This is a genomic window from Pengzhenrongella sp., from assembly GCF_036565025.1.
Taxonomy (GTDB): Bacteria; Actinomycetota; Actinomycetes; order Actinomycetales; family Cellulomonadaceae; genus Pengzhenrongella.
The window spans coordinates 1-25,128 of sequence record NZ_DATCNW010000104.1 but is presented as its reverse complement, the minus strand read 5'-3'; the positions used below and the strand labels follow the sequence as shown (position 1 = coordinate 25,128).

General features: G+C 70.7%; 19 protein-coding genes. 10 read left to right on the top strand and 9 right to left on the bottom strand.

What is annotated here, in order from left to right:
* Positions 1-84: 84 nt before the first annotated feature.
* Positions 85-1,557: a glutamate synthase subunit beta gene (locus VIM26_RS05850; RefSeq protein ID WP_331949411.1), complete on the top strand. Its 1,473-nt coding sequence runs from the start codon at positions 85-87 to the stop codon at positions 1,555-1,557.
* Between the two features lie 47 nt (positions 1,558-1,604).
* Here VIM26_RS05850 and VIM26_RS05845 read toward each other — a convergent pair whose 3' ends face one another.
* Both VIM26_RS05845 and dinB read right to left on the bottom strand, forming a co-directional pair.
* Positions 1,605-4,055 carry a lysylphosphatidylglycerol synthase transmembrane domain-containing protein gene (locus VIM26_RS05845; protein WP_331949410.1) on the bottom strand — a complete coding sequence of 817 codons (2,451 nt, stop codon included), beginning with the start codon at positions 4,053-4,055 and terminating at the stop codon, positions 1,605-1,607.
* A 27-nt stretch (positions 4,056-4,082) separates the two neighbouring features.
* Positions 4,083-5,339 (bottom strand): DNA polymerase IV, encoded by a 1,257-nt coding sequence (gene dinB, locus VIM26_RS05840; protein WP_331949409.1) that lies wholly within the window; start codon positions 5,337-5,339, stop codon positions 4,083-4,085.
* 204 nt (positions 5,340-5,543) lie between these two features.
* Here dinB and VIM26_RS05835 point away from each other — a divergent pair, with 204 nt between their 5' ends.
* Both VIM26_RS05835 and VIM26_RS05830 read left to right on the top strand, forming a co-directional pair.
* Positions 5,544-7,961: a TIM-barrel domain-containing protein gene (locus VIM26_RS05835; protein WP_331949408.1), complete on the top strand. Its 2,418-nt coding sequence runs from the start codon at positions 5,544-5,546 to the stop codon at positions 7,959-7,961.
* 79 nt (positions 7,962-8,040) lie between these two features.
* Entirely contained in the window at positions 8,041-8,361 is a 321-nt protein-coding gene (locus tag VIM26_RS05830; RefSeq protein ID WP_331949407.1) for a hypothetical protein, read from the top strand.
* 69 nt (positions 8,362-8,430) lie between these two features.
* On the opposite strand, the gene VIM26_RS05825 is transcribed toward VIM26_RS05830, so the two are convergent.
* A complete protein-coding gene (locus VIM26_RS05825) occupies positions 8,431-10,305 on the bottom strand; it encodes a diguanylate cyclase (RefSeq protein ID WP_331949406.1) in 1,875 nt (624 codons plus the stop codon).
* A gap of 183 nt (positions 10,306-10,488) precedes the next feature.
* Here VIM26_RS05825 and VIM26_RS05820 point away from each other — a divergent pair, with 183 nt between their 5' ends.
* A complete protein-coding gene (locus tag VIM26_RS05820) occupies positions 10,489-11,061 on the top strand; it encodes a hypothetical protein (protein ID WP_331949405.1) in 573 nt (190 codons plus the stop codon).
* Positions 11,062-11,145: 84 nt separating this feature from the next.
* Positions 11,146-13,272, top strand: a complete 2,127-nt coding sequence (locus VIM26_RS05815) for an acyltransferase family protein (protein WP_331949404.1) — start codon at positions 11,146-11,148, stop codon at positions 13,270-13,272.
* A 24-nt stretch (positions 13,273-13,296) separates the two neighbouring features.
* On the opposite strand, the gene VIM26_RS05810 is transcribed toward VIM26_RS05815, so the two are convergent.
* Positions 13,297-14,535 (bottom strand): MFS transporter, encoded by a 1,239-nt coding sequence (locus VIM26_RS05810; protein WP_331949403.1) that lies wholly within the window; start codon positions 14,533-14,535, stop codon positions 13,297-13,299.
* 114 nt (positions 14,536-14,649) lie between these two features.
* Here VIM26_RS05810 and VIM26_RS05805 point away from each other — a divergent pair, with 114 nt between their 5' ends.
* Positions 14,650-15,666, top strand: coding sequence for a LacI family DNA-binding transcriptional regulator (locus VIM26_RS05805; RefSeq protein WP_331949402.1), 1,017 nt, complete (start codon positions 14,650-14,652; stop codon positions 15,664-15,666).
* Positions 15,667-15,976: 310 nt separating this feature from the next.
* Positions 15,977-16,747: a GAF and ANTAR domain-containing protein gene (locus VIM26_RS05800; RefSeq protein WP_331949401.1), complete on the top strand. Its 771-nt coding sequence runs from the start codon at positions 15,977-15,979 to the stop codon at positions 16,745-16,747.
* Here the strand turns inward: VIM26_RS05800 and VIM26_RS05795 are convergent.
* From VIM26_RS05795 to VIM26_RS05780, 4 genes are all read right to left on the bottom strand, one after another.
* Positions 16,744-17,439 carry a DUF2293 domain-containing protein gene (locus tag VIM26_RS05795; protein WP_331949400.1) on the bottom strand — a complete coding sequence of 232 codons (696 nt, stop codon included), beginning with the start codon at positions 17,437-17,439 and terminating at the stop codon, positions 16,744-16,746. The genes VIM26_RS05800 and VIM26_RS05795 overlap by 4 nt on opposite strands.
* A 30-nt stretch (positions 17,440-17,469) precedes the next feature.
* Complete coding sequence (locus VIM26_RS05790) at positions 17,470-19,140, bottom strand: bifunctional 3'-5' exonuclease/DNA polymerase (protein WP_331949399.1); 1,671 nt, start codon at positions 19,138-19,140, stop codon at positions 17,470-17,472.
* Between the two features lie 65 nt (positions 19,141-19,205).
* Positions 19,206-20,027, bottom strand: a complete 822-nt coding sequence (locus VIM26_RS05785; protein WP_331949398.1) for a methyltransferase domain-containing protein — start codon at positions 20,025-20,027, stop codon at positions 19,206-19,208.
* A 102-nt stretch (positions 20,028-20,129) separates the two neighbouring features.
* A complete protein-coding gene (locus tag VIM26_RS05780) occupies positions 20,130-20,459 on the bottom strand; it encodes a hypothetical protein (RefSeq protein ID WP_331949397.1) in 330 nt (109 codons plus the stop codon).
* Between the two features lie 152 nt (positions 20,460-20,611).
* Here VIM26_RS05780 and VIM26_RS05775 point away from each other — a divergent pair, with 152 nt between their 5' ends.
* Positions 20,612-21,259 (top strand): TetR/AcrR family transcriptional regulator, encoded by a 648-nt coding sequence (locus VIM26_RS05775; RefSeq protein WP_331949396.1) that lies wholly within the window; start codon positions 20,612-20,614, stop codon positions 21,257-21,259.
* Positions 21,256-22,560, top strand: a complete 1,305-nt coding sequence (locus VIM26_RS05770) for an MFS transporter (protein WP_331949395.1) — start codon at positions 21,256-21,258, stop codon at positions 22,558-22,560. Before VIM26_RS05775 ends, VIM26_RS05770 begins: the two co-directional genes overlap by 4 nt.
* A 215-nt stretch (positions 22,561-22,775) precedes the next feature.
* On the opposite strand, the gene VIM26_RS05765 is transcribed toward VIM26_RS05770, so the two are convergent.
* Positions 22,776-23,141 carry a cupin domain-containing protein gene (locus tag VIM26_RS05765; protein ID WP_331949394.1) on the bottom strand — a complete coding sequence of 122 codons (366 nt, stop codon included), beginning with the start codon at positions 23,139-23,141 and terminating at the stop codon, positions 22,776-22,778.
* Positions 23,142-23,953: 812 nt separating this feature from the next.
* Between VIM26_RS05765 and VIM26_RS05760 the strand changes: the two genes are divergently transcribed.
* A partial coding sequence (locus tag VIM26_RS05760) for a DUF222 domain-containing protein (RefSeq protein WP_331949393.1) occupies positions 23,954-25,128 on the top strand: 1,175 nt, incomplete at its 3' end.

The following is a 25,128-nucleotide window of genomic DNA, read 5'->3' as shown; positions in this document are numbered from 1 at the left end:
CCCTACGCTCGCGACCAGCGCGCCGGCCGGCACTGGTGCGACGCGCGCCCGAGCATCGCGAGGGCCCGAACCTGGAGGTGGCACGTGGCTGATCCCCGCGGCTTTCTGACCACGCGTGATCGCGAACTGCCCGCGGACCGTCCGGTCGCGGTGCGAATCCTGGACTGGCGCGAGGTGCACGAGCACCGCGCAGGAAATCCCGAGGACCTCGGCATGCTCGGCCGCCAGGCGGGTCGGTGCATGGACTGCGGTATCCCGTTCTGCCACAACGCGTGCCCGCTGGGCAACCTGGTGCCGGACTGGAACGATCTGGTGCGGCGCGGGCAGTGGGCGGATGCCGCGGAGCGGATGCACCAGACGAACAACTTCCCGGAGTTCACCGGCCGGCTGTGCCCCGCGCCGTGCGAGTCGAGCTGTGTGCTGGGCATCAACTCGCCGCCGATCACGATCAAGAACATCGAGGTGGCGATCATCGACGAGGCGTACGCACGCGGCCTCGTGGTGCCCCACATTCCGCAGTGGCTCACGGGCAAGAGTGTCGCGGTGATCGGTTCCGGTCCGGCCGGCCTCGCAGCGGCGCAGCAGCTGACCCGCGCCGGCCACACCGTCGCCGTCTATGAGCGCGCCGACCGGATCGGCGGGCTGCTGCGGTTCGGGATCCCCGAGTTCAAGATGGAGAAGCGGCACCTCGACCGCCGGCTCGCGCAGATGGCGGCCGAGGGCACGCGCTTCCGGCCCGGGGTCGAGGTCGGCGTCGACGTGACCGGCCAGGAGCTGCACGAGCGGTACGACGCCGTCGTGCTCGCGATCGGCTCGACGACGCCTCGGGATCTCGACGTACCGGGCCGCGAGCTCGGCGGCGTGCTGCAGGCGATGGACTACCTGCCGCCGGCGAACCGCGCGGCCGCCGGCCTCGATCCCGGTGCCGAGGTCGTGGCGACGGACAAGGATGTCGTCGTGATCGGCGGTGGGGACACGGGCGCCGACTGCGTCGGGACCGCGGTGCGCCAGGGGGCACGGTCGGTGACCCAGCTCGAGATCATGCCGCGGCCGCCGCAGGACCGACCCGACAGCCAGCCGTGGCCGACGTACCCGATGCTCTACCGGGTCGCGAGCGCGCACCAGGAGGGCGGCGAGCGCGCGTTCGCGGTCAGCACCACCGAGCTGCGCGCGGACGACGGCGGCAACCTGCGCGCGCTGCTGCTGGTCGACGTCGAGCTGGTCGACGGCCGTCCCAGTCCGGTCGCGGGATCCGAGCGGGAGCTCCCCGCCCAGCTCGTGCTCCTCGCGATGGGCTTCACCGGGCCCGAGCGGGGCCCGCTGCTCGAGCAGCTCGGCGTCAAACTGACTCCGCGCGGGGTGATCGCGCGCGCCGACGACTTCGCGACCGACGTGCCGGGCGTGTTCGTCGCGGGCGACGCCGGACGAGGCCAGTCCTTGATCGTCTGGGCGATCGCCGAGGGCCGCGCAGCCGCCGCGGCTGTCGATACGTTCCTGTCCGGCCGCACCGAGCTTCCCGCCCCGGTCACCGCCGGCACCCTGGCCATGCGCACCTAGGCTCGCGCTCCGTCAGGCGGATCACCGGGGCGCTCGCCGAGACCCGCCTACAGGTCGCCCGCGCGCTGCAGGTAGCGCATGGCGACCCAACCGAGCGGGATCTGGAGCCAGTAGGTCACCACCCGGAACAGGATGGCCACCGAGATTGCCACCCCGGGGTTCAGACCTGCCGCGGTCAGTCCACCGGTGAGGGCCACCTCGATCGCACCGATTCCGCCGGGCGTGGGGATCACCGAGCCCGCCACGTTGCCCACGAAGTAGACCACCGCCACCTGGATCAAGCTCAGCTCCTGCCCGAACGCGGCCAGGCAGGCGTCGAACGCGAGCACCCACCCGGCCGTCATCACAACGTTTCCGCCGAGCGCCAGCGCAACCTTGCCGGGCTGTCCGACCACCTCGATCAGCCGGGGCCAGGTCTGCCGCACCGTCGGCAACGCCATCCGCGCGATCCAACGGCGCACCCACGGGACGAGCAACGAGCCGGCCACGAGCACGGCGGCCGCTCCGATCGCCACCAGCAGCGCCGGGGTCGGGGTGAACTGCGCGGCGTCGTTCGTGCCGCTCACGAGCGAGAGGATCACCAGCAGGGTCACCGTGACGACGAACTGCGAAACCTGCACGAGGGCGACCGTCGCGAGCGCGAGCGACGTGGTCACTCCGCGCCTGGTCAACATGCGCAGGTTGAGCGCTGCGGGGCCGATCCCGGTGGGCGCCGCCAGCACGACGAACGCCACGGCCACCTGCACCACAGTCGTGCGCCACAGGCGGAGCCGGACCGGGGAGAAGGCCACGTAGGGGAACGCCGCACCGAGGAATGTCACCAGCCCCAGGGCGAACGCGACCAGGCTCCAGCGCCAGTCGCTGGTCGCCAGCGCGGCGCCGATCTCCGTGACGTTGATCGTGGTCAGCAGCACGATCGCCGCGGCCACCGACAGGATCGCGGTCAGCACTGTGCGGGCCCCGAAGCGGACCAGCCGCTCGGGCTCGACGTCGGCCTCCGGCAGCCGTTCGACCAGCGCGGACCGCAGCTCGGCGAGCACCTCCTTGTGCGCGCGCATCTCCTCGCGCGTGCGCCGCGGCAGCGCGACGGTCTGCAGCAGCGGCCCGATCGCCGCGATGTCCTCCGCGGGCAGGACGGCGGTCGCGGACTCGAGCGCGCGCGCCGCGCCGACCCGGACCGCGAGCAGCGCGACGAGCTGGGTGAGGTCCATCCGGCGGGAGAGCTCCGGGGACGCGACGTCGCCCGAGTCCCACGCGACGAGCCACACGACCGGCCGCCCGAGCAGGTGCTCGACCAGGATCGTGTCGGAGGTCAGCGCGCGGTGCGCGATCCCGGCGTCGTGCGCGAGGCGCAGCTGGGTCCAGATCTCGTGCAGCAGCTCGTCCGTGAGCAGGTCGGGCGCGACGTCCCGCAACACGATCGCGCTGCCCGGATGCTCCTGGACGAGCAGCATCGAGTCGTCGGCCTCGGCGACGGCGAGCAGCTGGGGGGTGCGCACGCCCGCGGCCCGCGCGGCGTACGCCAACAGCGCGGCTCGCTCGGCCGCCTGCCGGAGCGACACGAACGAGCGGCCCTCGATGCCGCGCAGGCGTAGCGAGCGCCACAACCGGCTCAGTGCGCCGATGACCTGACGGTCGCCGTCGAGCACGACGACGCGCAGGTCCTCGCCCTCGACCGTGGTCAGGTCGTACACGCGATTTCCGGAGTCCCGGGCGATCCGATCGACGTTGTCGTCGACGCGCGCGAGACGCGCGGGCGCGAAGCCTGCCCGGCTGATTCCGCCGACGAGCGATGCCCCGTAGGCCCGCTCGGACTGGACACCCGACCCGAAGCGGACCCCGAGGCCCGCCGTGCGGCCGAGCAGCAGTGCGATCGCGGCGCCGGGCAGGGAGACCTGGCCGGTGACCAGCACCACGCCGAGCGAGATCCACAGCAGGTTCCAGGACCACGCGACCGAGCGCCGTCGGGCCCGTGGACCCGCCGCGGTGAGCAGCCCCGCCAAGGCTGCGAGCGAGGACGGGATGGACAGCGTCAACCCGCCGTCGCGCAGGATCGACAGCGCCCGAACCAGCTCCGCGGAGCCGAACGCGCCGATCGCCGAGGTCGCCAGGGCGCACAGCAGGAGGGCGACGACCGCGCCGGCGGTCACCTCGAGGATCTGCCGCCCCAGCCGCCGGATCGCGAGCTCTGCCAGCACGGCGACCGGCGCGAAGATCGTGACGAATCCCTCGAGCACCGCGACCGGGAAGATCAGGATCCGGTGCACGAGCGAGTCGAAGCCCTGCACGTCCTGTGCCGCCCCGGCAGTCGTCCGCTGCGCATAGACCGCGAGCAGCATGACGGTCGCGATCCCCAGGGTCGAGAGCACGACGCCGAGCAGGTCGCCGGAGTTGTGCACCCGCAGGGTCGGGGTGTCGACGATCTGCACCTCGTGGGCGGGTGCATCGGACGCGTCGTGGCCAAGGACCCGACGAGCGGACGCCGTCGGCTCGGACATGCGGCGAGTCTAGCTATCCCGGTCGGGTCACAGGTCGTGCTCGGCCAGCTCTCGGAACTCGTCCGGCACGGCGCCGGTGCGCGTCACGGCCGGCAGGTACCCGACCGCGTCGCCGCCGAACCGGGTCCGGATCGCGTCCATCGAGCCGTCCACCGCCCGCCGCGCCGCGCCGGTGGCCGACCCGGGGCGCCAGGGGTCGGGGGGTGGCAGGTCGAGCTCCTGCTGGATCGCGTGCTGGTCGGTGAGGTTCGACACGGACACTGCGAGCAGCGTGATCTCCGGTTGGTCGGGGTGGTCGTCGATCGCTGACCAGCCCAGTCGTTCGGCCACCTCGGTGAGCGTGAGCGTCGCGGAGATGGGCTCGGCGAGGGTGAGCGAGCGGGTCACCGAGCGGAGCCCGGCGAACCGCACCCGGACGGTGACGGTGCGCCCGGCCCGGTACTTCGCCCGCATCCGTCGCGCAACGCGGTCGGCGAGGTGAGCGAGTACCGCCCGCACCTCGGCGGGCTCCGGGCGACGCCTGCCCAGGGCCGACTGCGCACCCACCGACCGGGAGCGGTGCGCCGTCACGATCCGGCGGGGGTCCTCGTCGTGCGCCATGGCGCTGAGCTTGTGCCCGACCGCCTGGCCGAGGATGTGCTCCACCGCCGACGACGGCGTCTGCGCCAGCTCCCCGATGGTGCGGATGCCGAGGTCCGCGAGCCGCTTCTGGTTGACCGGGCCGACGCCCCAGATCAGGCCGACCGGCAGCGGGTCGAGAAAGTCCCGCTCGGTTCCCGGCTGGACGACGATCAGCCCGTCCGGCTTGGCCACCTGGGACGCGATCTTGGCCAGGTGCTTCGTCCGGGCGGCGCCGACCGAGATCGGCAGGCCGATCTCGGTCCGGACGCGACGCCGGATCGTCGCGCCGATGTCCCCCGGCGAACCGAACAGGTGGGTCGAGCCGGAGACATCCAGGAAGGCCTCGTCGATCGAGATCCGTTCGATCAGCGGCGTGAACTCCCCCAGGACGGCGATCACCGCATCGCCGAGCCGCTGGTACGCACCGAAATGGCCGCGGACGAACCGCAGCTCGGGGCACAGCCGGGCCGCCCGCCAGCCCGGCATGCCGCCCTGCACCCCGAAGGCCTTGGCCTCGTAGGACGCCGCCAGCACCACTCCTCCGGTCGGACCCCCGCCGACGGCGATCGGCCGGCCCCGAAGCGTCGGGTCGAGCAGCTGCTCGACGGAGGCGTAGAACGCGTCGAGGTCCGCGTGCAGGATCGTCGGGCCGCCGCTGGGCATATCTCACCATACTCGAACACCTGTTCGAAAAGCTACGTGTCATGAATACCGGTCCGCGAACTCACCGCACCCTGATGGGCCCGATCACGGCGCCGGAGTGATCCGACCCAGGTGGTTGACTCATAGCGAGGGATGCTGCTCGCACCGACGCGAGGCAGGTGACCCGCGCGTCTCGTCGCCGCCCGTCGAGAGGAACAGCTTCCAATGCTGAGCACCGACCACTACGTCCGCTTCCAACGCGTCACCTCCGCGCAACCCTCGCCGCGCGGCGTCGTCGCGCAGGTGCACGGTGAGCTGTTCGCGGTGGACGTGGTCGCCGACGACGTCGTGCGCCTGAAGATGAGCCGTGGCGGGGCCTTCGACGAGGCGCCGACGTTCGCGGTCTACGTCGACCCGCTCGCGAAGCCGGTGGACTTCCGGGTCACCCGCGACGTCGACCGGGTCCGGGTGGTCACGACGGCGCTGGTCGTCTCGCTGTGGCTCGACCCGTTCCGGGTGGACGTGCACCGCAGCGACGGCACGCCCGTCATCGAGACGGCGACCGACGACGAGGGCCGCTACTGGGCATACGCGACGCTGAACGACGCGTTCACCGTGCGTCGGCGCTGCCGCCAGGAGGACACGATCTACGGGCTGGGCGAGAAGGGTGGCCGGCACAACCGCAAGGGCCGCGACTTCACGCTGTGGAACACCGACGTGCTCAGCCCGAGCGAGACGCTCGAGTTCACCGCCGGCAAGGAGCCGGGCGACCCGCGTGGCGACATCACGAGCGTCGATTTCGACCCGTTCTACGTGACGATCCCGTTCTTCTACCACCAGCAGCATCCCGGCGGATCGATGGCGGGCTCGTTCCTCGACAACGGCTACCGCGGGACGTATGAGTTCTCCGGCTCGCAGGAGTACCGCATCAGCTTCGCCGGCGGTCAATGGACGGAGTACGTCTTCGCCGGGCCCGACATGTCCACGATCCTCGAGCGGTACACCGCGCTCACCGGGCGGACCGCGCTGCCGCCGATCTGGGCGCTGGGCTACCACCAGTGCCGCTGGTTCCCCTACACGCAGGACGCGATCGAAGCGGTCGGGCAACGTCACCGCGACGAGGCCATCCCCTGCGACGCGCTGTGGCTCGACATCGACTACATGGACGACTACCGCGTCTTCACCTGGGACAAAGACCGCTTCCCGGACCCCCCGGGGATGCTGGCGCGACTGGCCGAGCAGGGCTTCCGGGTGATCACGATCATCGACCCTGGGGTGAAGGTCGACGCCGGCTACCAGGTGTACGACGAGGGCCTCGCGGCCGACGTGTTCTGCAAGACCGAGGGCGGTGACGTCTACACCGGGCAGGTCTGGCCGGGCGACACCGCCTTCCCCGACTTCGTCACCGAGAAGGCACGCACCTGGTGGGGGGAGCTCAACGCCGCTCACGTGCGCTCCGGCCTGGCCGGGATCTGGAACGACATGAACGAACCGGCCACCGGCACGATCCCCGCTCAGACGATGCGCTTCGGCGGCGGCCGGTGGTCGCACGAGCGGTACCACAACCAGTACGCGCTGCTGATGGCGATGGGCACCCGGGCGGGGCTGCTCGCCTCGATGCCCGACCGCCGGACGTTCATCCTGTCCCGCGCCGGCTTCGCCGGCATCCAGCGCTACGCCGCCAACTGGATGGGCGACAACCTCTCGCGCTGGGACCACCTGTGGGTCAGCATCACCATGGGCTGCGGCTTCGGCATTTCGGGGCAGTCCCTTGTCGGCTCCGACATCGGGGGGTTCAAGGGCAACTGCGACGCGGAGCTGTTCCTGCGGTGGATGCAGTACGGCACCCTGACGCCGTTCTGCCGGAACCACTCGGAGATCGGCAACCTCGACCAGTACGCCTGGGCCTTCGGTGACGTGGTGCGCGACCTGGTCCGGGACGCGATCACGCTGCGCTACCGGCTGATGCCGTACATCTACACGGCCTTCGTCGCGGCCGCCGCGACCGGTGCGCCCGTGCAGCGGCCACTGGTGCTGGACCACCAGTACGACCCGCTCGTGCGTGACCTCGACGACGAGTACCTGTTCGGTACCGACCTGCTGGTGGCACCCGTGACGGAGCCCGGGATCACCGCTCGCCAGGTCTACCTGCCGGCCGGTGACTGGTACGACTGGCACAGCGACGTGGTCGTCACCGGCGCCCGGTTCGTGATCGCCGCGACGCCGATGGAACGGATCCCGCTGTACGCCCGGGGTGGCGCCGTGATCCCGATGTGGCCCGACGCGCCCGCCTCGACGAGCGGGCACCACCCGACGACGATCGAGCTGCACGTCTTCGTGCCGCTCTGGGACGGGACGCACTCCTCGCGGCTCGCCGAGGACGACGGGCTGACCTTCGCGGCCCGCGACGGGGGCTGCTACCGCACCGAGGTGACGCTCACGCGTGCCGGGGGTCGCGTCGAGCTGGTCGCGAGCGTGACCGGTGAGGGCTACCCGGAGTTCCGGCGCGAGGCCTTCCGGGTCGTGCTGCACGGCGCGGCCCCAGAGCTTCTGCACGCGAACGGGGCCGACGTCGCAAGCGTCGATGGCGGCTTCCATCTCGCGAACGCGGGGTCCGGGTTCGTCGCCGACTTCGACGTCTGAGCGGTGTTCTGGGGCGCCGGCGCATCGATTGACGGCCACGACCAAGGCGGAATTCGGCAATGTGGCCACTGTGGCCGTCGTGGGGTTTGGCGACAGCCTCGCCCTCGCCGAGTCGACCCATCACACGCCGGACGCCTACGAGGAAGCCGAACGACGGCTCCGGGAAGGACTGCTGCTGTTGCGCAGGCTCGGCGCCACCGTCGAGGGGGAGGTGGGCGATTCGGACCCGATGAACGCCATCGAGCACGCGCTGCACGGCCGGCACGTCGATGAGATCCTCATCTCGACCCTGCCGACGCACGTCTCGCACTGGCTGCACACCGACCTGCCGAGCCGCGTGCACCGCAAGTTCGGCCTCGAGGTCACCACGGTGACCGCGCGGGAGCACAGCCTGCGCTGACGTCCCGGGCGACGATGCGGGCTGGATCGGCGTGACCGCGGACCTGGCCGAGATGAGCAGCGCGAGACGTCAGTGCTGGCGCACCATGTCGGCGAGCGGGTCGTCCTCGATGAGCGACCGCTCCAGCGCGCTGGAGATGGCCTGCTGCGGCAGTTCCGGGGCGCCGTCGTCGACCACGACGCGGTCGCGGCCCTCCTCCTTGGCGCGGTAGAGGGCGGCGTCGGCCCGCCGGATCAGGCCCGCGAGCGAATCGGCGCTGCCGGCGTCGGCGACCCCGAAGCTTGCCGTGAAGACCGGCGGCTGCGTGCCGGTGGCCTCCGCCAGGCGGGCCCGGAACCGGTCGAGCACCTCGACCGCCTCGTGCGCGGAGGTCCCCTGCAGGAGCAGGACGAACTCCTCGCCGCCGTACCGGGCGAGCAGGTCCTCGCTGCGCAGGTGCACCCGCAACAGCTGCGCGAACAGCGCCAGCGCCTTGTCCCCCGCGGCATGCCCGAGCGTGTCGTTCACGCGCTTGAAGTGGTCGACGTCGGCCATCACGACGACGAACGGACCCCCGTCACGGACCATCGGGCGCGCCGTCGTCTCGAACGTGCGCCGGTTCATCAGCCCGGTCAGGCCGTCGGTCGAGGCCTGGAGCTGGGTCCGCTCGAAGGAACGCACGGTCCCGATCCGCGCCCCGGTGGCGACGGCGACGGTCGCGAGCCGCGCGATCTCCTCGGGTGCTAGCGGCGCGTCGACCGGTGCTGCGGCGTGCAGCACCCCGAGCGCACGCCCCATGAACGTCACCGGCACGCACACCGCGGACAGCGGTCCGTCGCCGCCGCGTTCGCGTAGCTTCGGGCAAGCGTTGAGCGCCCGGCTGTCGGGGAACACGGTGGTCGTGCCGCGGCGCACCGCCACGCACCCGAACGGTGAGGCGACCGCGCAGCCCGGCGCGCCCGCGTCCGGGTGCTCGGCGCACCCCTCGAGGTGCGCCTTGGACGAGTCCGCCACCAAGAGCTCCATCGGATTCACCGCCGAGATCATCGGGAAGGACCTGGTCACGACGTCGTAGGTCTGGTCCTCGGTGTCCGCGATCTCGAAGGCCTCATTGAGCTGGCGCCCGAAGTCGTCCCGCCGGCTCTGCTGCTCCTGGCGACCCATCACCTCCCGCAGGCTCACGGCCGTGTCCTCCAGGCGACGCATCATCTCCTGCAGGCTCGCGGCCGTGGCGTTGAAGGCTTGACCGAGCATCCCGATCTCGTCCCCGCGGTCGTCGTCGTAGCGGGCATCGAAGTCGCCCTCGGCCAGCTGACCGGCGGACCGGGTGACGCTGCGCAGCCCGCGCACGATCGACCCTGCGGCCAGCAACGCGAGGGTGAAGAGCGCCAGCACGCCCAGCGCCGAGGTGATCTCCACTGCGTTGGCCGCCGTCTGCCGGGCCGTCCTGGTGTCGACGATGGCGTTCGCCTGAAGCGTGGTGAGCGTGGCGATCTGGGCATCGAGCGGTCCATTCAACGCCGTCGTACGAGCGTCGAGCACCCTGAGTTTCGCGACGGCGACCGTGGGCTCGGTCTTCGCTGCCTCGACGGCCGCATCCGCGGCGATGAGCACGTCGCGGGTCAGCGCAGCGATGGTCCGGGCCGAACCGCTCAGCGGGCCGTTCGGGACGTCCCGCAGGGCTTCGCCCGCCAGGTCGTCGAACTCCTGGCGAAGTTCGGCGTAGCGCGTGAACTGATCCTGCCGCGCGGCGCCCGACGCCGGCGTCGTCACGATCTCGTAGACGCTTCCTCGCGTCTCCTCCATCAGGACGTCATTGCCCAGGTACTGCTGCTGCAGCGCAACGACGCGATGCTCCTGTTGCGCGAGCCGCCCGACCCTGCTCGAGGAGACGGCCGCCACCGTGGCGACCGCGCCAAAGGCGACCGCCGCGACGAAGACGATGCCGAGAAGTCGGCTACGCACTGAGAATCCCCGGACCGCAGAGCGACGAACGCGGGCGTCTTGTCGTGTCAGGCTCATGACAGGCATTTCGGTACATCATGTGCGCGGCATGAGGGCCCCGAGCCTGGATCCACGGGTGAACTTCCTCGGGAGTCTGTCCGGTGACGCGCGGGGCCCCGATCGCACGGCCCGTATCCTCGCTAAGTGATCACGTCTCGCGCGCAGAGAAACTTGCGCAAACGGGCAGGGCGGGCCGGGCAAGCGTTCATGTTCTGGTTCTTCTGCCCGCTCTTTGCGTTGCTGTTTCTCGGGCTCTCACTCGCCGGACTTCCAGAAACGGTAAAGGCGTCTCGGGGGGAGGGTCAGCTCGGGACGTTCATCGCGCAGCACGAGGATTGCTCAACCATTCGGTTCACGGTGATGTGCTCGTGGACGGGGCGCTATCTAAGTGACGACGGCTCCCGCACGCTGGAGGGCGTTCTCCTCGATTCAGAGGCCCCGGACCGCGTGGGCGAACGGATACCCACCCTCTACGAAGGCGAGACCGACCCGCTCGTGGTCTATCTGCCCGAGGAATCGGGCCCGTTGGAGTCCGTCGCACTCCTCGGCGCGGCCGGTCTTGCCTATCTAATCTGGTGGACCTGGTCGGTGATTCGTCGATCACGTCACAGGTCGTCCGCGATCGACGCCGGCGGACGAGGCCCTCGAGCGCCCGTCTCGCTCCCCCCGCAGGACTCGGCGCTCGATCCGTCCGGAGAGCCGCGTCATCGGCGGTAGGGCGCCGGACGGTGCGCGGCGGGACGCCGGCTCCCCCAGAGTGGCCACTTCGTGTAATCTCGCCTCAACCTCTAGAGTCTCCGAGTGACTTCACTTGCTGCGCCGGCCCGAAACGCGGGGGGCCGAACTTCTTCCGGCGGCGGTCGAGCCGGATCGTTCCGCCCCGAGATCCACGCGCTGCGAGCTGCCGCTGTCAGCCTGGTCATCCTGTTCCACCTCTGGCCGAAGCGGCTGCCGGGCGGATACATCGGTGTCGACGTGTTCTTCGTCATCTCCGGCTTCCTCATCACGTCCCACCTGCTGCGCGAGGTCGTCAGCACCGGAACGGTCAAGCTGAGCGCGTTCTGGGCACGGCGGGTCCGGCGGCTTCTTCCCGCCGCACTACTCGTCCTCGCGGCCACCGTGGTCGGCAGCCTCGCGTTCCTGCCCAAGCCGTCGTGGCAGGACACCTTCGTCCAGATCGCCGCTGCGGCCGGGTACGTCGTCAACTGGGTGCTCGCCGCCTCCTCGGTCGACTACTTCGCCGCGGACAACCCCGCGAGCCCCGTGCAGCATTACTGGTCGCTGTCCGTCGAGGAGCAGTTCTACCTCGTCTGGCCCGTGCTGATCCTCCTGCTCGTCCTCCTCGCGCGCCTCGCAGCCCGGCACAAGAGGAACAGCACAGCACCGCTCCATGGATACCTCGGCTGGGGAATCGCGGCCGTCGGGGCGGTGTCCTTCGCCTACTCGGTCTGGTACAGCGCCACGTCCGGTGCCGCGTACTTCTCGACGTTCACCCACGCCTGGGAGTTCGCTGCCGGAGCGCTGCTGAGCTTCGCGGTTCCTGCCATGGAACGCTCGACGAGGAAGCTCGCCGGGCTGCGCGCAGCGGGACTCTGGCTGGGCTTCGGCACGCTCGGCGTGTGCGGTTTCGTCTTCACCGGTGCCCTCGCCTTCCCCGGCTGGGTCGCGATCGTGCCGGTGGCGGGTGCGCTGCTCGTCATCGCCGCGGGAGACACGAGCCGGGTTCGATTCTCGCTGGACCCCGTCGCCAGGTGGCGGCCGGTGCAGTGGCTCGGCGACGTGTCCTACTCCGCGTATCTGTGGCACTGGCCGCTGATCGTGCTCGCGCCGCACGCACTCGGGCGGGTGCTGACGTACACCGACAAGCTCGTCCTGCTCGCCGCGACGCTGGCCCTGGCACACGCGACCAAGACGTGGGTCGAGGACCCCGTCCGCTTCTCCCGCGCACTCAAGGCACGCACCGGCCTGACGTTCGCCGCGGCTGCCGCATGCATGGCGCTCGTCGTGGCAGCGTCGGGAATGGCGTGGCAGCACGTCGAGAACGAGACCGCCGCCGCTCAGGCCGCTGCCGCGCGCGCCGCAAAGGCGTACGACCAGTGCTACGGGGCCAGCGCCGTGCTCTCGGGCGCCGACTGCCCAGACCCCTACCGCGCCGACCCCAAGCTGCTGCTCGCCGCCGCCACCCCAGTGCCCCAGCCCACGCCGGTCGTGCTCAGCACGGGAATGGAAGCCTCTGAGTATCACGCCTCCACATCGGGCCCGACTATCGCGCTCGTCGGGGACTCGCACGCGCGCATGTACCTGCCCGGGCTCTACAAGCTCGCGGTGAAGCACGGATGGCGCCTGCTGGAGATCCGTCACAACGACTGCACCCCGTCCGCGCCGACCTGGAGCTCGACGTTCCACACCGACATGAGCACAACGTGCCAGCAGTTCCGGCACGACCTCATCGACCGCCTCGCGCCGGCCAAGGACGTCGACGTCGTGGTGACGTCGTCGGTCGCACCCCGGTACGCGAACATGCCGGGCGGCGACCACGACCAGATCGCGTCCGCCTTCGAGACGACCTACCGGGCGTGGATGGACAACCACAAGTCCGTGGTCGTGATCGCCGACGTGCCAGGTCCGTCCAAGGCCCTCGGTCAGGTACCCGCGTGCGTTGCTGCCGCGACCGACCTGAACGACGCGTGTTCCGAGCCGCGGGGAACCGTGCTCGAGACGGACCTCCAGGCCGTCGCCGCCCGACGCCTGGTCCCCAACGGGCTGACCCTCGTGGACTTCTCCAACCGATACTGCGACCCGAAGATGTGCCACGCCACCATCGGAGGGCTGGTGATGTACGCCAACGGCGGACACATCTCGGGGCCGTTCTCCGTGAGCCTCGCCCCGTTCCTCGAAGGCCCGATCCTGAAGGCCACGAAGTCCTGAGTGCACGCCGCCTGACGGCGTGCCTCACTCGTCGCGCTGGACGGCGAACCGGGTCGCTGGGCCGGCGAGCACGGGTGAGAAGAACACCACGAGCAGTCCGGCCGCCGGCACGACGAGCAGGCCGAGACCGAGTGAGGACGCATCGGCTATTGCGCCGACAACCGGGGGCGACACGAGAAAGCCGAGCCGCAGCAGCCAGCTGACGATGGTGAGGCCGGTGCCGGGCCGGAACCCCGGCAGCTCGTCGGCGGCGTGCATGGCCGCGGGGATGAGGGTCGCGACGCCGAGGCCGGCGAGCCCGAACCCGACGACGGTCCCGGGTGCGGTGGGTGCCGCGAGGGCGACGCCCATCCCGACGAAGACGACGAGACCCCCCGCGCGTGCGACCGAGCGCTGGCCGAAGCGGTCGACGAGCCGGTCGCCGCAGATCCGCCCGACGAACTGCATCCCCTGCAGGGCGATGAAGCCGACGCCGGCGACGAACGCCGATGCCTGCAGGGAACCCGACAGGTAGATGGCCGACCAGGAGCTTCCCGCGTCCTCCACGATCGCACCCGACGCGGCGATCAGCACGAGCGCGGCGAGAACCCCGTAGGTGGCCAGCAGCCCCGGCCCGCGCAACGCGCGAGGTGCCCCGCCCTGGGGAGCCACGGCGGGTTCGACGTCGGCCGGCTCCGCACCGGACAGCAGGAACCGGTAGGCGGCCAGCGCTACCAGGCTGAAGAGCACGGCCGAGCCGGTGAGCTGCAGTGCCACCGGCATCGCGAGCTGGGCGGCTCCCGCGCCGAGAACCCCGCCGAGCACCGCACCGACGCTCCACACCGCGTGGAAGGAGTTCAGGATCGACCGCTTGTAGAGCCGCTGCACGCGCAGCCCGTGCGAGTTCTGCGCGACGTCGGTGATCGAGTCCATCGCGCCGGCGATGAAGAGCCCGGCGGCCAGCGCAATCCAGGCAGGCGCCACACCGGCGATGAGGATGCCGACCGCCGAGAACACGGTGGCCACGATCGCCACCCGGGACGAGCGGTACCTGCGCACCAGCATCCCGGCCGTCAGGCCCGCGAGGAGTGCACCCAGCGGGAACGCGGCGACAGCGAGGCCGAACGCGGCGTTGGTGAGGTCGAGCCCGGCCTTGATCTCGGGGTACCTCGGCAACAGGTTGGCGAAGATCGCGCCGTTGGTGAAGAACAGCATCGCCACGCCGACGCGCGCGCGGACCGCCTCTCTCGGTGGTCGCTGAACAGCAGCCGTCAGGGAGGTCATCAGGGTGGGGTTCCTTCGCGAATTGGGGCTGTCGGCACCGTGAACGTTCACGGAGGCCGTCTTCAGGTCGACCTCCGTGAACGTTCACGGGGACGCTACCAGTACTGTTACGTCATGGCGAGCAGCGTTCCAGCAGTCACGATCCTTGATGTGGCCCGGGTCGCCGGCGTCTCCCGACAGACCGTGACCAGAGCTCTCAACGGGCTCCCCGACATCAGCGCCGCAACCCGCGAACGGGTTGTGCACGTTGCCCGTCAGCTGAACTATCGCCCCAATCGAGCCGCGCAGGGATTGGTGCGGGGGCGCGACGTGACAATCGGCCTGGTCATGGAGGATCTGCGCAATCCCTACTACCCCGAGCTCGCCTCGGCGCTGAGCCGGATCGCTGCGGAGCAGGGATGGAGCGTCATCCTGTGCGACATCGGAGAGGACGCGAACAAGGCTCGCGCCCGGCTCGCGTCGATGGTGCAACGTGTTGACGCGCTCGTGCTGACGGGCTGCCGCACGGATACGGTCGGGCTGCTCCCCCGTAGTGCACATCGCGACAGCGCGCTCGGCATTCCTATCGTCATCCTGGATGGTTCGCCGGACGATCAGGTGGATGCCGTCGTCGAGATCGACTACCAGTCAGGCGTCCGCACGGCTCTCGACCATGTGACGGCGGGCGGTCGCCGGCGCATTGCCATGATCGACTCGAGTCACATCGCATCCTCGCGCCGCCAGTCGTACCGCGAATACCTGCACGAGCACCGGCTGCCCTGGACCAGTCGATCGGAGTTCCGCGCAGACGAGACCCACGAGGGCGGGGTTCTCGCCTCTCGTGAGCTGCTCGATCGCTACCCGGACGCCGACGCCGTACTGGTCTACAACGATGTGATGGCGATCGGTGCGCTCAAGGGGTTCGCCCGGGCGGGGGTCGGCGTACCCGACGACATCGCGGTGGTGGGCACGGACGGCCTGGACATCGGGACCCTCGTCACACCCGAGCTCACGAGTCTCGCGATCGACAAGACGGCACTCGCACAACTCGCCATCGAGCTCGTCGACAACGTGCTCTCCGGCCGGTCGCCCGCCGGCTCGCGCGAACGCCGTCAGCTCGGCCTCTCGCTGGTGGTGCGCGAGTCCGCCTGATCGGCCGGAGGCTGCTTGGCCCCTGCGACCCGGACCACCGTTTCACCGCGGGTGCCGAAGACGGCCTGCAGGTCCTCCCAGGAAGCCTCGTTCGCGGGCACGATGTCGATCGCGGGCCGAGTCACGCACCCGGGGTCGGGTGTGCCATCGTCGTCACCTCGCAAGCCTCCCACCAAGCGCCCCGAGCGCCTCGACCTTGACGCACGGTGCGATGATCGTTCTGGGGCTTCTGCCGAGTAGCACGCGTCGCAGCGCGGGCGGTTTCCGGTGCACACCGAATTGAGCTCGCAATCCGGAAAGAAATTGCGCCGTGACCGATGACGATCTGCTTGCGGGATTCGTCGACCGACGACTGTTCGTCGAACGCCGACGACATCCGTCGAGCGTCCTGCACGATCTGCTGTTGACGAGCGACGACGTCGCGGAATTCCTCGGACAGCTCATCACGATCGCGGTAACCGTCATCGGTGACGGACTCTGCGCCACCGTCGTAGTCGCTCGCGACGGCGAGTCGACCATGGTCGCCCGGAGCGACGAGCACGCCGCGCGGTACGACGAGGCCCTCTTCGGTCAGCACGACAGTCCCCAGCTCGGCGCGACCGGCTCGGGACGCATCCAACTCCTCGAGGACCTCGTCGACGACGACCGGTTCATCGAACGTCGTCCGGCCTGCTCGGCTGTCGGGTTGCGGTCCGCGATGCTCCTGCCGCTGAACGCAGGGCCCGACGTCACCGGTGAGCTACGCCTGTACTCCCGCAGCGCGCACTCGTTCACCGCCGCGCGCCAGTCGGCGGCGCAGATCTTCGCGGCCGAGGCATCGCGAACCATCGATCTGGCCGTCCGCCGGTCGCACGAACGAGAGACCACCCGGCAGCTTCGCGCCGCCCTGATCTCGCGGACCACGATCGATCAGGGCATCGGGATCATCATGGGACAGAACGGCTGCGACGCCGAGACGGCATTCGGCATCTTGCGCGCCTCGTCGCAGAACCGGAACGTCAAGCTCCGCCTGGTCTCCGCTGAGATCATCACCGCCGTCACCCGCAAGATACCCAGCCAAGGTCGACCGTTTCACGATTAGCGGTGGCGCCGAATGAACTCGTCGACCAGCTCTTGAGCCTCAGCCTTGACGTCTCGGTAGAACACATCGGCCTCGCCGAGGAGCCAAAGTTCGTCGAGCCGCACGTCGTAGTCGGTGTGCTGATGGCGGATCTGCGCTCGCGCTGACAGCTCGGCGCGTGCGTCGAGAGCCAGGACTCGGGTGCGCCCTACCCGGCCGCTGCCCACCACCGCGGCCCGCTGCGCGGCCGCCCTCGCAATGGTCTCGGCCAACGCTGCGTGCTCGGGGGCGAACCGCAAATAGCCGACGATCGCCTCCGCGAGCCCGCGCTCGTACCTTTCCTCGCGCACCGCCCTGCTGCGAGAGCCGGCCTCTCGTCGTACGGCCCGCGCCGCAGCCGTTTCACCCTCCAGCCGCCACGCGTTCTCGATCACCGCTGTGGGAGCCCACAGTCCCTGCAGGCGTCGATGCTGTTGGCTCCGGCTACGTGGCGCCCAGGCGAGCCAGAACGCACCGGCGGCCTTCACCGTGCGGGTCACGAACGCATTCCCCGTGGGAAGGAAATCCCAATCGTCCGGTAGCGCCACGAGGCCGTGCTCGGGGTTCCACCAACCGTCCCGCCCGGCATAGACATCCAGCCGGAGCCGTGACAGGTCCGGGCTCGCCTCCGCCTCCGGAGCGGCAGACGGGACTGCTTTCGTCCCCTCGTCCATGAGAACCACGGTAGCCAGTCCGCGGCTGGTTCAGCTGGCCTCGTCGTAGGAATCCACGATCGACACGTCGAGCGCGAAGTCGACGCGCGACGCCCCGAAGAGCAGCCGCCCCGCCTCGACGGCGGAGTCCCGGACCGCCGTCGCGACCTCGTCGGCGACCGCGGCGGGGGCGTGCACCATCACCTCGTCGTGCAGGAAGAAGATCAGGTGCGGTCGTCCATCGACGGCCAGCAGCCTGCGGCGCAGGGCAGCCATCCAGCACAGGGCCCACTCTGCGGCGGTGCCCTGCACGACGAAGTTGCGGGTGAACCGTCCCCATTCCCGGCGCCGGCCGCGCGCCGCACGCACGTCGTCGGGACGGGCGTCCTCGCTCTCGGCCCGCTGCACGAGGTCCTGCCACGCCAGGCCCGGCAGCGGTGAGGACCGACCCAGCCGGGTGGAGACGATCTCGCCGCGCTCCCCCGCTCGTGCGGCCTCCTCGACCAGCGCGACCGCGTGCGGGTAGGCCCGCGTCAGCCTCGGCATGAGGACCGCACTCGGGCCGGTGGTCGCGCCGTAGATCGCGCCGAGCATCGCGTACTTCGCCTCCTGGCGGGTCTCCACGATGCCCGCCTCGACGACGCCCTGGTACAGATCTGCCTGCCGACCCGCCGCGGCCATGGCCTGGTCCCGGGACATCGCGGCGAGCACCCGGGGCTCGAGCTGGGCGGCGTCGGCCACCACCAGGCGCCATCCGGGATCGGCCCGCACCGCTGCGCGGACGCTCGCGGGCAGCTGAAGTGCACCTCCGCCGCTCGTGGCCCAGCGCCCGGTGACGACGCCGCCGGGCACGTACTGGGGCCGGAACCGGCCGTCGCGAACCCACTCCTGCATCCACGACCAGCCGTTGGCGCTGAGCAGGCGCGCGAGCTTCTTGTACTCGAGCAGCGGAGCGACCACAGGATGGTCGAGCTCGCGGATCTCCCCTGTCCGCGTCGAGGTGACGTCCAGACCGGCGGACCGCAGCGCGCGCAACAGGTCCGGAGGCGAGTCGATGTTGACCGACGGGTGCTCGAGCGCGCGGCGGACCTCGCCCGCAAGCGCCTCGAGCCGCGGGGGTCGACCGCCTCCGCGAGGGCGCGCCCCGAGGACCCGGGTGAGGAACCCATCGTGCACGTCGGTGCTCCAGGGCATCCCGTCGTGCTGCATCTCCGCCGCGATCAGCGCCCCGATCGACTCGGCCGCCAGCAACAGCCGCAACCGGCCGGGGGAACTGGAGCCGGAGACCGCTGCGAGCTGCCGACCGAGCTCGGCAACGACGTCCACCTCGCCGGTGTCTGCGGGCGGCGCGTGCACCGGGTCGTCGAACAGGGTGAGCGCCGCCGGCTCCGGCTCCCCGGGGCGGGGCCCGTCCCACGGGCCCGGTGGCGCGAGCGCGAGGCCCGATCCGTCGCACGTAGCGCTGCGGCGCACGATGGCGTGGCACAGCCGCAGGTCGTGGCACCGTTCGACGCGCACCCCGGCGGCGAGCAGCGGCGGATACCACCGTGCCGTGTCGTCCCAGACCCAGCGGGGCCGCGTGACCTCGAGAGCGGCCACCAGATCCGGTAGTTCGCTCGACCCGACAGCGGTGCGCGCGCCGCCCTCACCCCGGTCGGTGACCTCCTGCACGACGACGCCGTCCGGCCGCGCGGGGTCGTCGGCGAGCACCAGGAGGGACACGGTTCATTGTCGCCGCCGCCACCCACACGCGGCGCCGGCCCGGCGCTGGTGCCGACGATCTGCGATCAGCGCTGTCTATCCGACGTGCGAGCCACGGCGAAGATCCGGCGGAACGGAAAGAGCGTCCCGAACGGCGCTCGCGGATAGGCCCGCGAGAGCTCCTCGCCATAGGCCCGAACGAATTCGGCCCGCTCGACGTCGCCAGTGAGCACGTCGAGCACGGGCAGCAGCGCGGTGCCCTTGGTCCACTCGAGCACGGGCTGCCCCTGGTCACCGGCGGGATCCAGGAGGTGCTGGTAGGTCGTCTCCCAGGCGTCGACGTCACAGCCGAGCTCCGCCAGAAGAGCGACATACGCCGCCGGCTCACCGACCGACTCCGTTCCGCGCAACCGCGGCACGAGCTCGCCGGCGCGCGGCGACCGGGCGGCGACCTCGCGGAGCAGTCGGTGCGACGGCGCCCCGAAGTTGCCGGGCACCTGCATGGCGAACCAGCCGCCGGGCGCGATCGCGTCGATCCACCCGGGGATGAGCCGGCGGTGGGAGGGCACCCATTGCAGCAGCGCACTCGTCGCCAGGACGTCGATCGGCGCGCCGACCGACGCCGGGTCCCAGGACTCCGCCTCGGCGCGTACCCATTCGACGCGCTCGAAGCGGTCACTGCGCCGAGCCCGGTCCAGCATCTCGGCCGAGGAGTCGACGCCGACGATCCGCGCCAGTGGCCACCGCTGCCCCAGCGCCCGAGTCAGGGCGCCCGACCCGCAGCCCAGATCGACGACGAGCCCGGGTGCGGTCGCACCCACCCGCGACATCAGATCGGCGAAGGGGCGTTCGCGGTGATCGTTGAACTTGGCGTACTGCTCGGGGTCCCAGATCTCGACACGTCCCATCTCCTGGGTATGTTGATATCAACATACCTGAGCAAACGCACCCTGGGGGCGCGGAAACCGCCGTCGTGCTCCTCAGTCGAAGCCGGTGCGGTGGATCGAGGCTCAGGGACCTCCGAAGATCTCATCGGGATCGAACCAGGACCAGAGTTCGGGGCGCACGCCCAGGTCCTCCACCCATTGCTTCGGGCCGCACGAGACGATCGTCGCTCCGTGGGCGCAGAGAAGTTCCAGAACGTCGTCGTCGGAAGCGCCTCCCAGCGCTTCGAGGACCTTCGAAACGTCGTCGACAGCGATCGAGATCGCGTACTCGTACTCGGCGTTTCCGCGCGGGCCAGCCCTCAGGTCCTGTCCCTGGATGGTCAGTTTCCCGTCCTTGCCCCACTCAGCCCAGACCCGAAGGCCATCGCGGTCCCACATCGTGTGCTCGCCCATCGACCACACGTTAGATCGACGAAGCCGCACCAGTGCGGGAACCGGGGCGAGTGCCCGGGTGACGCCTGGCGCGTCGGCGGACCCGGCAGGGCTATTTGCCTCATCTCCAGGGTCTCAACTAAAGTGAACTATCACTTTAGTAAGGACCCCACATGACATCTGACCACCGGGAACCGGCAGCCGACGTCGGCATCCTCGTCCATCCGCGCACGCCCCGCAGCCTTCGGGTGCACGCCGCGGTGCTGGCGGCGACCAGCGAACTGCTCGAGGAGGGTGGACTGCCGGCCGTCACCGTGGAGGCCATCGCGTCTCGCTCCGGGGTCAGCACCGCGACGATCTACAAGCACTGGCCGTGCAAGACGGCGGTGGCCGCCGAGGCGTTCGGAAAGACGGTCGCCGAGGCGACGCCCGTGCCCGAGACCGCCTCGGCCGTGGATGACCTGACCGAGCAGGTGCTGACGATGAGCGCGTTCTACGCCGGTCCGGCCGGGGCGGTCTACGTCCAGCTGCTCGCGGCCTGCGCCGTCGAACCCCGGGCGAGCAGCTATTTCCGCGAGTTCTTCCTGAACCGGCGCCGAACCGCGATCGAGGCCGTCTGGGAACGAGCGCAGGCCACCGGGCAGGTCCGGCCCGAGATCGACGCCGGGACGGCCATGGACGTGCTCTTCGGTCCACTGGTCTACCGCATGCTCACCGGCCACCTGAGCCTGTCCGAACATCACACGCGCGCGTTCGTGGACGCCGCCCTGGGCGGGCTGCTGGCCACCCCGTCCGCCGACGACGAAAGGGGACGACCGTGAGTCAGTCCTGCACGAGCGCCACCGAGTCGGATCCCGCGACGCGAACCAGCCCCGACGGGCCCGGCAACGCCCGCTCCGAGACTCGCCGATCCTCGCTTTTCGGGTTCGTCGTCTCCGCCGTCACGCTGGTCGTCCTGGTCAGCCAGGCCGGCGCCCCGTCACCCCTGTACCCGCTCTACCAGGCCGAGTGGAACCTCTCCCCGCTGCTCATGACCGCGGTGTTCGCCGTCTACGTGCTGGGCATCCTGCTCGCCCTGACGACGGCCGGATCCCTCTCCGACCACGTCGGACGGCGACCGGTGGTCGTCGTCGCGGCGCTGCTCGCCGTCGTCGCGCTGCTCGTGTTCGCGACGGCGACCAGCGTCGTCGGGCTGCTCGTCGCACGCACGATCCAGGGTGCGGGCGTCGGGCTGGCGAGCGGGGCACTCGGTGCCGCCCTCATCGACTTCCAGCCCGAGGATCGTCCGCGCCTCGCCGCCACCCTGAACGGCGCGCTCCCGCCTGTCGCGCTGTCGATCGGAGCCCTGGGCAGCAGCGCGCTCGTGCAGTACGGCCCGGACCCCACCGTCACGGTGTTCGTCGTCTTCGGTGCGCTGACGTTCATCGTCGCCGGCCTGATGTTCTTCCTCGCCGAGCGCCACGAACCGCGGCCGGGAGTGCTCGCCTCGCTGAAGCCGACCGTGACCATCCCGATCGAGGCCCGCCCGGTGTTCGCTGCCGTCGTCGGCTGCCTCGGCGCGAGCTGGGCGATCGGTGGGCTCTACCTCGGGCTCGGTCCGACCATCGTGCGCAACCTGCTGCACCTGGACAACGCGCTCGCGGGCGGGCTGGCCATCGTGGCCGTGACCGGCACCGGCGCCCTGACCGGGCTCGCCATCCAGCGGCGCGACGCACTCAGCGCGATGGTCTTCGGAGCCGTCGCCCTGATCGCCGGCCCGGTGTTCACCGTTCTCGCCCTCGTCACGGGATCGGTCTGGGGCTTCTACGCGTCGAGCATCATCGTCGGCATCGGCTTCGGAGCCGCGTTCCAGGGCGGCCTCCGGCTCGTCCTGGCCGTCGCCCCGCCCGAGGGGCGGGCCGGGCTCATCTCGAGCGTGTACCTCGTCAGCTACCTCGCGATGGGCCTGCCCGCGATCGTCGCCGGCCTGCTCGTCCCGATCGCCGGCCTGCGCGACGTCGTCTTCGGTTACGTCGCGTTCGTGGCGCTGCTGGCGGCCACGGCGCTCATCCTCCAGCTCGTGCTACGCCGGCAGCGCGGCGTGGCGGAGCTCGCCGATTCCCTCGAGTCGATCCTTTCCTGAGGCGCGGCGGACTGGCGCGGCGGCAGGCGCGAACGGCCAGGGCACGGCATGCCGCACGCTGACCGGTCGGCGCGCAGGGCGGCGGCCAGGCCGGGGTCAGGCCCGCCGCACGCTGACCGCGCAGGCGCGAACGGCCAGGCCGGGTGCGGCGCGCCGCGCGCGAACCGGTCGGCGCGCAGGCGCTGCGGCGCGCCTGCGCGGCGCCCGACTCGGTGTCAGGAGGCCGGCTTGGCGAACGCCGCGACTCCCGTGTCGAACAGCACGCACGGTTCCTGGCCGAGAACCCAGGCGTCATGCCCGGGCCCGATGACGAACACGTCGCCCTCGGTGATCGTCATCTCGCTTCCGTCGTCCGAGCGCACGGTCATCTGTCCGGACAGACAGATTCCGGTGTGCCGGACCATGCAGTACTCGGTCCCTGCGATGGGCTTGACGTCCTTCGACCACTGCCAACCCGGCTCGTACACACCTCGCCCCAAGGTGAAGTCGCCGCCGAGGGTGACCACGTCGACGTGACCGTGGGCCTGGAAGTTTCGGGTCTCGTCCGGCACGCGAATGTTGCGGATCTCGAGCTTGGTCATGAGGTGCCTCCCTTGTCAGAATTCGATCGTGCTCCTGTCCGGAGGGCTCCGCAACATGCACCCACGACCTCCTGCTCGAGACCGAGTGGACGTATCTACCCCCTTCGAGCCCTCAGTCGCGCAGTGCGCTGTCGTGCGCCCGATGGGTGTTCGTCCCGGCGGTCACGGCTTCAGAGGATCGCGCCAGGATCGACGGGAGAACAGCCAGGTCAAACTCGTTCGAGATCCTTGAGGCAGAGAAATCCCACGTCCGTCGAATGCGGCCCGAGGCGAGCGAGTAGGTCCACGTGCGCGCCGACGCCGTCGGGCAGGTAGATGCTCGTCGCCGCCGTGCGTGTGGCGAATCCTGGCGCGGGTCGTCCCCTCGCCACCTTTCCCCTCGACAGCGGCCTCGACCTGCCTTCCGGAGTCCGAAGTCCGGAATCCGCAGTAAGGAGTCCGCGCGAACGTCTCCCGTACCGAATACCACGGGGTGGCCGGACTCGAGCGTGAGCGCCCCACCCTGCGTCCGAATGAAGCCGTTCTCGTCGCGCGGCCGCACCGTGGCGAGCTGCTCCCGACTGCCGGGTCTGGGCGAGTCTGACGGATGCGAATATCCGGCTCCCTCACCGTTGCCGTCGCCGCCTTCGCTCGGCATCGGTGCAGGTAGCCGGCCCAACTCGTTCGTCGCGGGGAGGATGTCGGACCCTCGGTCTACTGTGGTACGCATGTTCGAATACGAGGGTTCCGAGGTGGGGAACGGGGCTTGCGGCGAGCCGGTCATCGGTACGTCGCAAGATGCGGGCGGGCGCTTGGGGTCGAGTGTGGATCTGGTGTTGGAGCGTCTGTTCAAGGGGTTGATCGCGGAGGTCGCCGATTCGTTGGCGCGGGTGGCCCCGGGCCGGTGTCCGTTGGCGCCCGGGGTGCCGGTCGGTGCGCTGGGGTTCGCGGACGTGCTGGACGGGCAGGCCCCTTCGGCGGATTTGGTGGTGACGTTGGAGTCGTTGGTGCCGGGTGAGCTGCATGAGGCGGCGGTGGTGGAGGCGATCGCGGCGTGGGAGCGGGTCGCCTCGATGGCGATGGCCCGGCAGGGCGAGCTGATCGTGGACCTGACCCGGCGCCGCAAGTCGTCGCGGGCGGAGGAGTTCGTCGCGGACGAGGTGTCCGCCCGGTTGCGCACGACGCGGTCGGCGGCGCAGGACAAGGTGGCGTTGGCGACGTGCCTGGGGTTGCTGCCCGCGCTGCACGACGCGCTGGCGGCCGGGGTGATCGACGTGCGCAAGGCCACCGCGTTGGTGGACGGCACCGCGCACCTGGGGTTGGACGTGGCCCGGGAGGTGATCCGGGACGTGCTGCCGCAGGTCCCGGACCTGACGGTGCCGCAGGTCAAGGCGAGGCTGCGCAAGCTCGACCTGGTCCGCGACCCCGCCGCGGCGGAGAAGCGGTGCGCCCGGGCGAAGGATGAGCGCAAGGTGATGCTGACGCCGGCGCCGGACGCGATGGCGTGGATCACCGCGTTCTTGCCCGCGGACGACGCGATGCGCGCGTACACGGCGCTGACCGCGCTGGCGATGGCCGCGGACCCGCAGGACCCGCGCCCGATCGACGCGCGGCGCGCGGACGCTTTGGTCGACGTGCTCGGGGGGATCCTGGACTCCGGGGTCGGACCCGACGGGCCGTTGCCGACCGCGCACCGGCGCCACCCGCACCTGCAGGTCACCGCCGCCGCGACCACGTTGCTGGGGTTGGACGAGGGTCCCGGGGAGCTCGACGGGTACGGGCCCATCCCGGCGTCCATGGTCCGCAAGATCGCCGCGGACGCGACGTGGCGGCGGATCTTCACCGACCCGGCGACCGGGGAGTTCGCCGGGATCGGGCCCCGCGGGTACCGGCCCGCGGCGTTCCTCGCCGACACCGTGATCGCCCGGGACGTGACCTGCACGTTCCCGGGGTGCCGCATGCCCGCCTGGCGATGCGAGCTGGACCACCGCGTCGCGTTCCACGACGA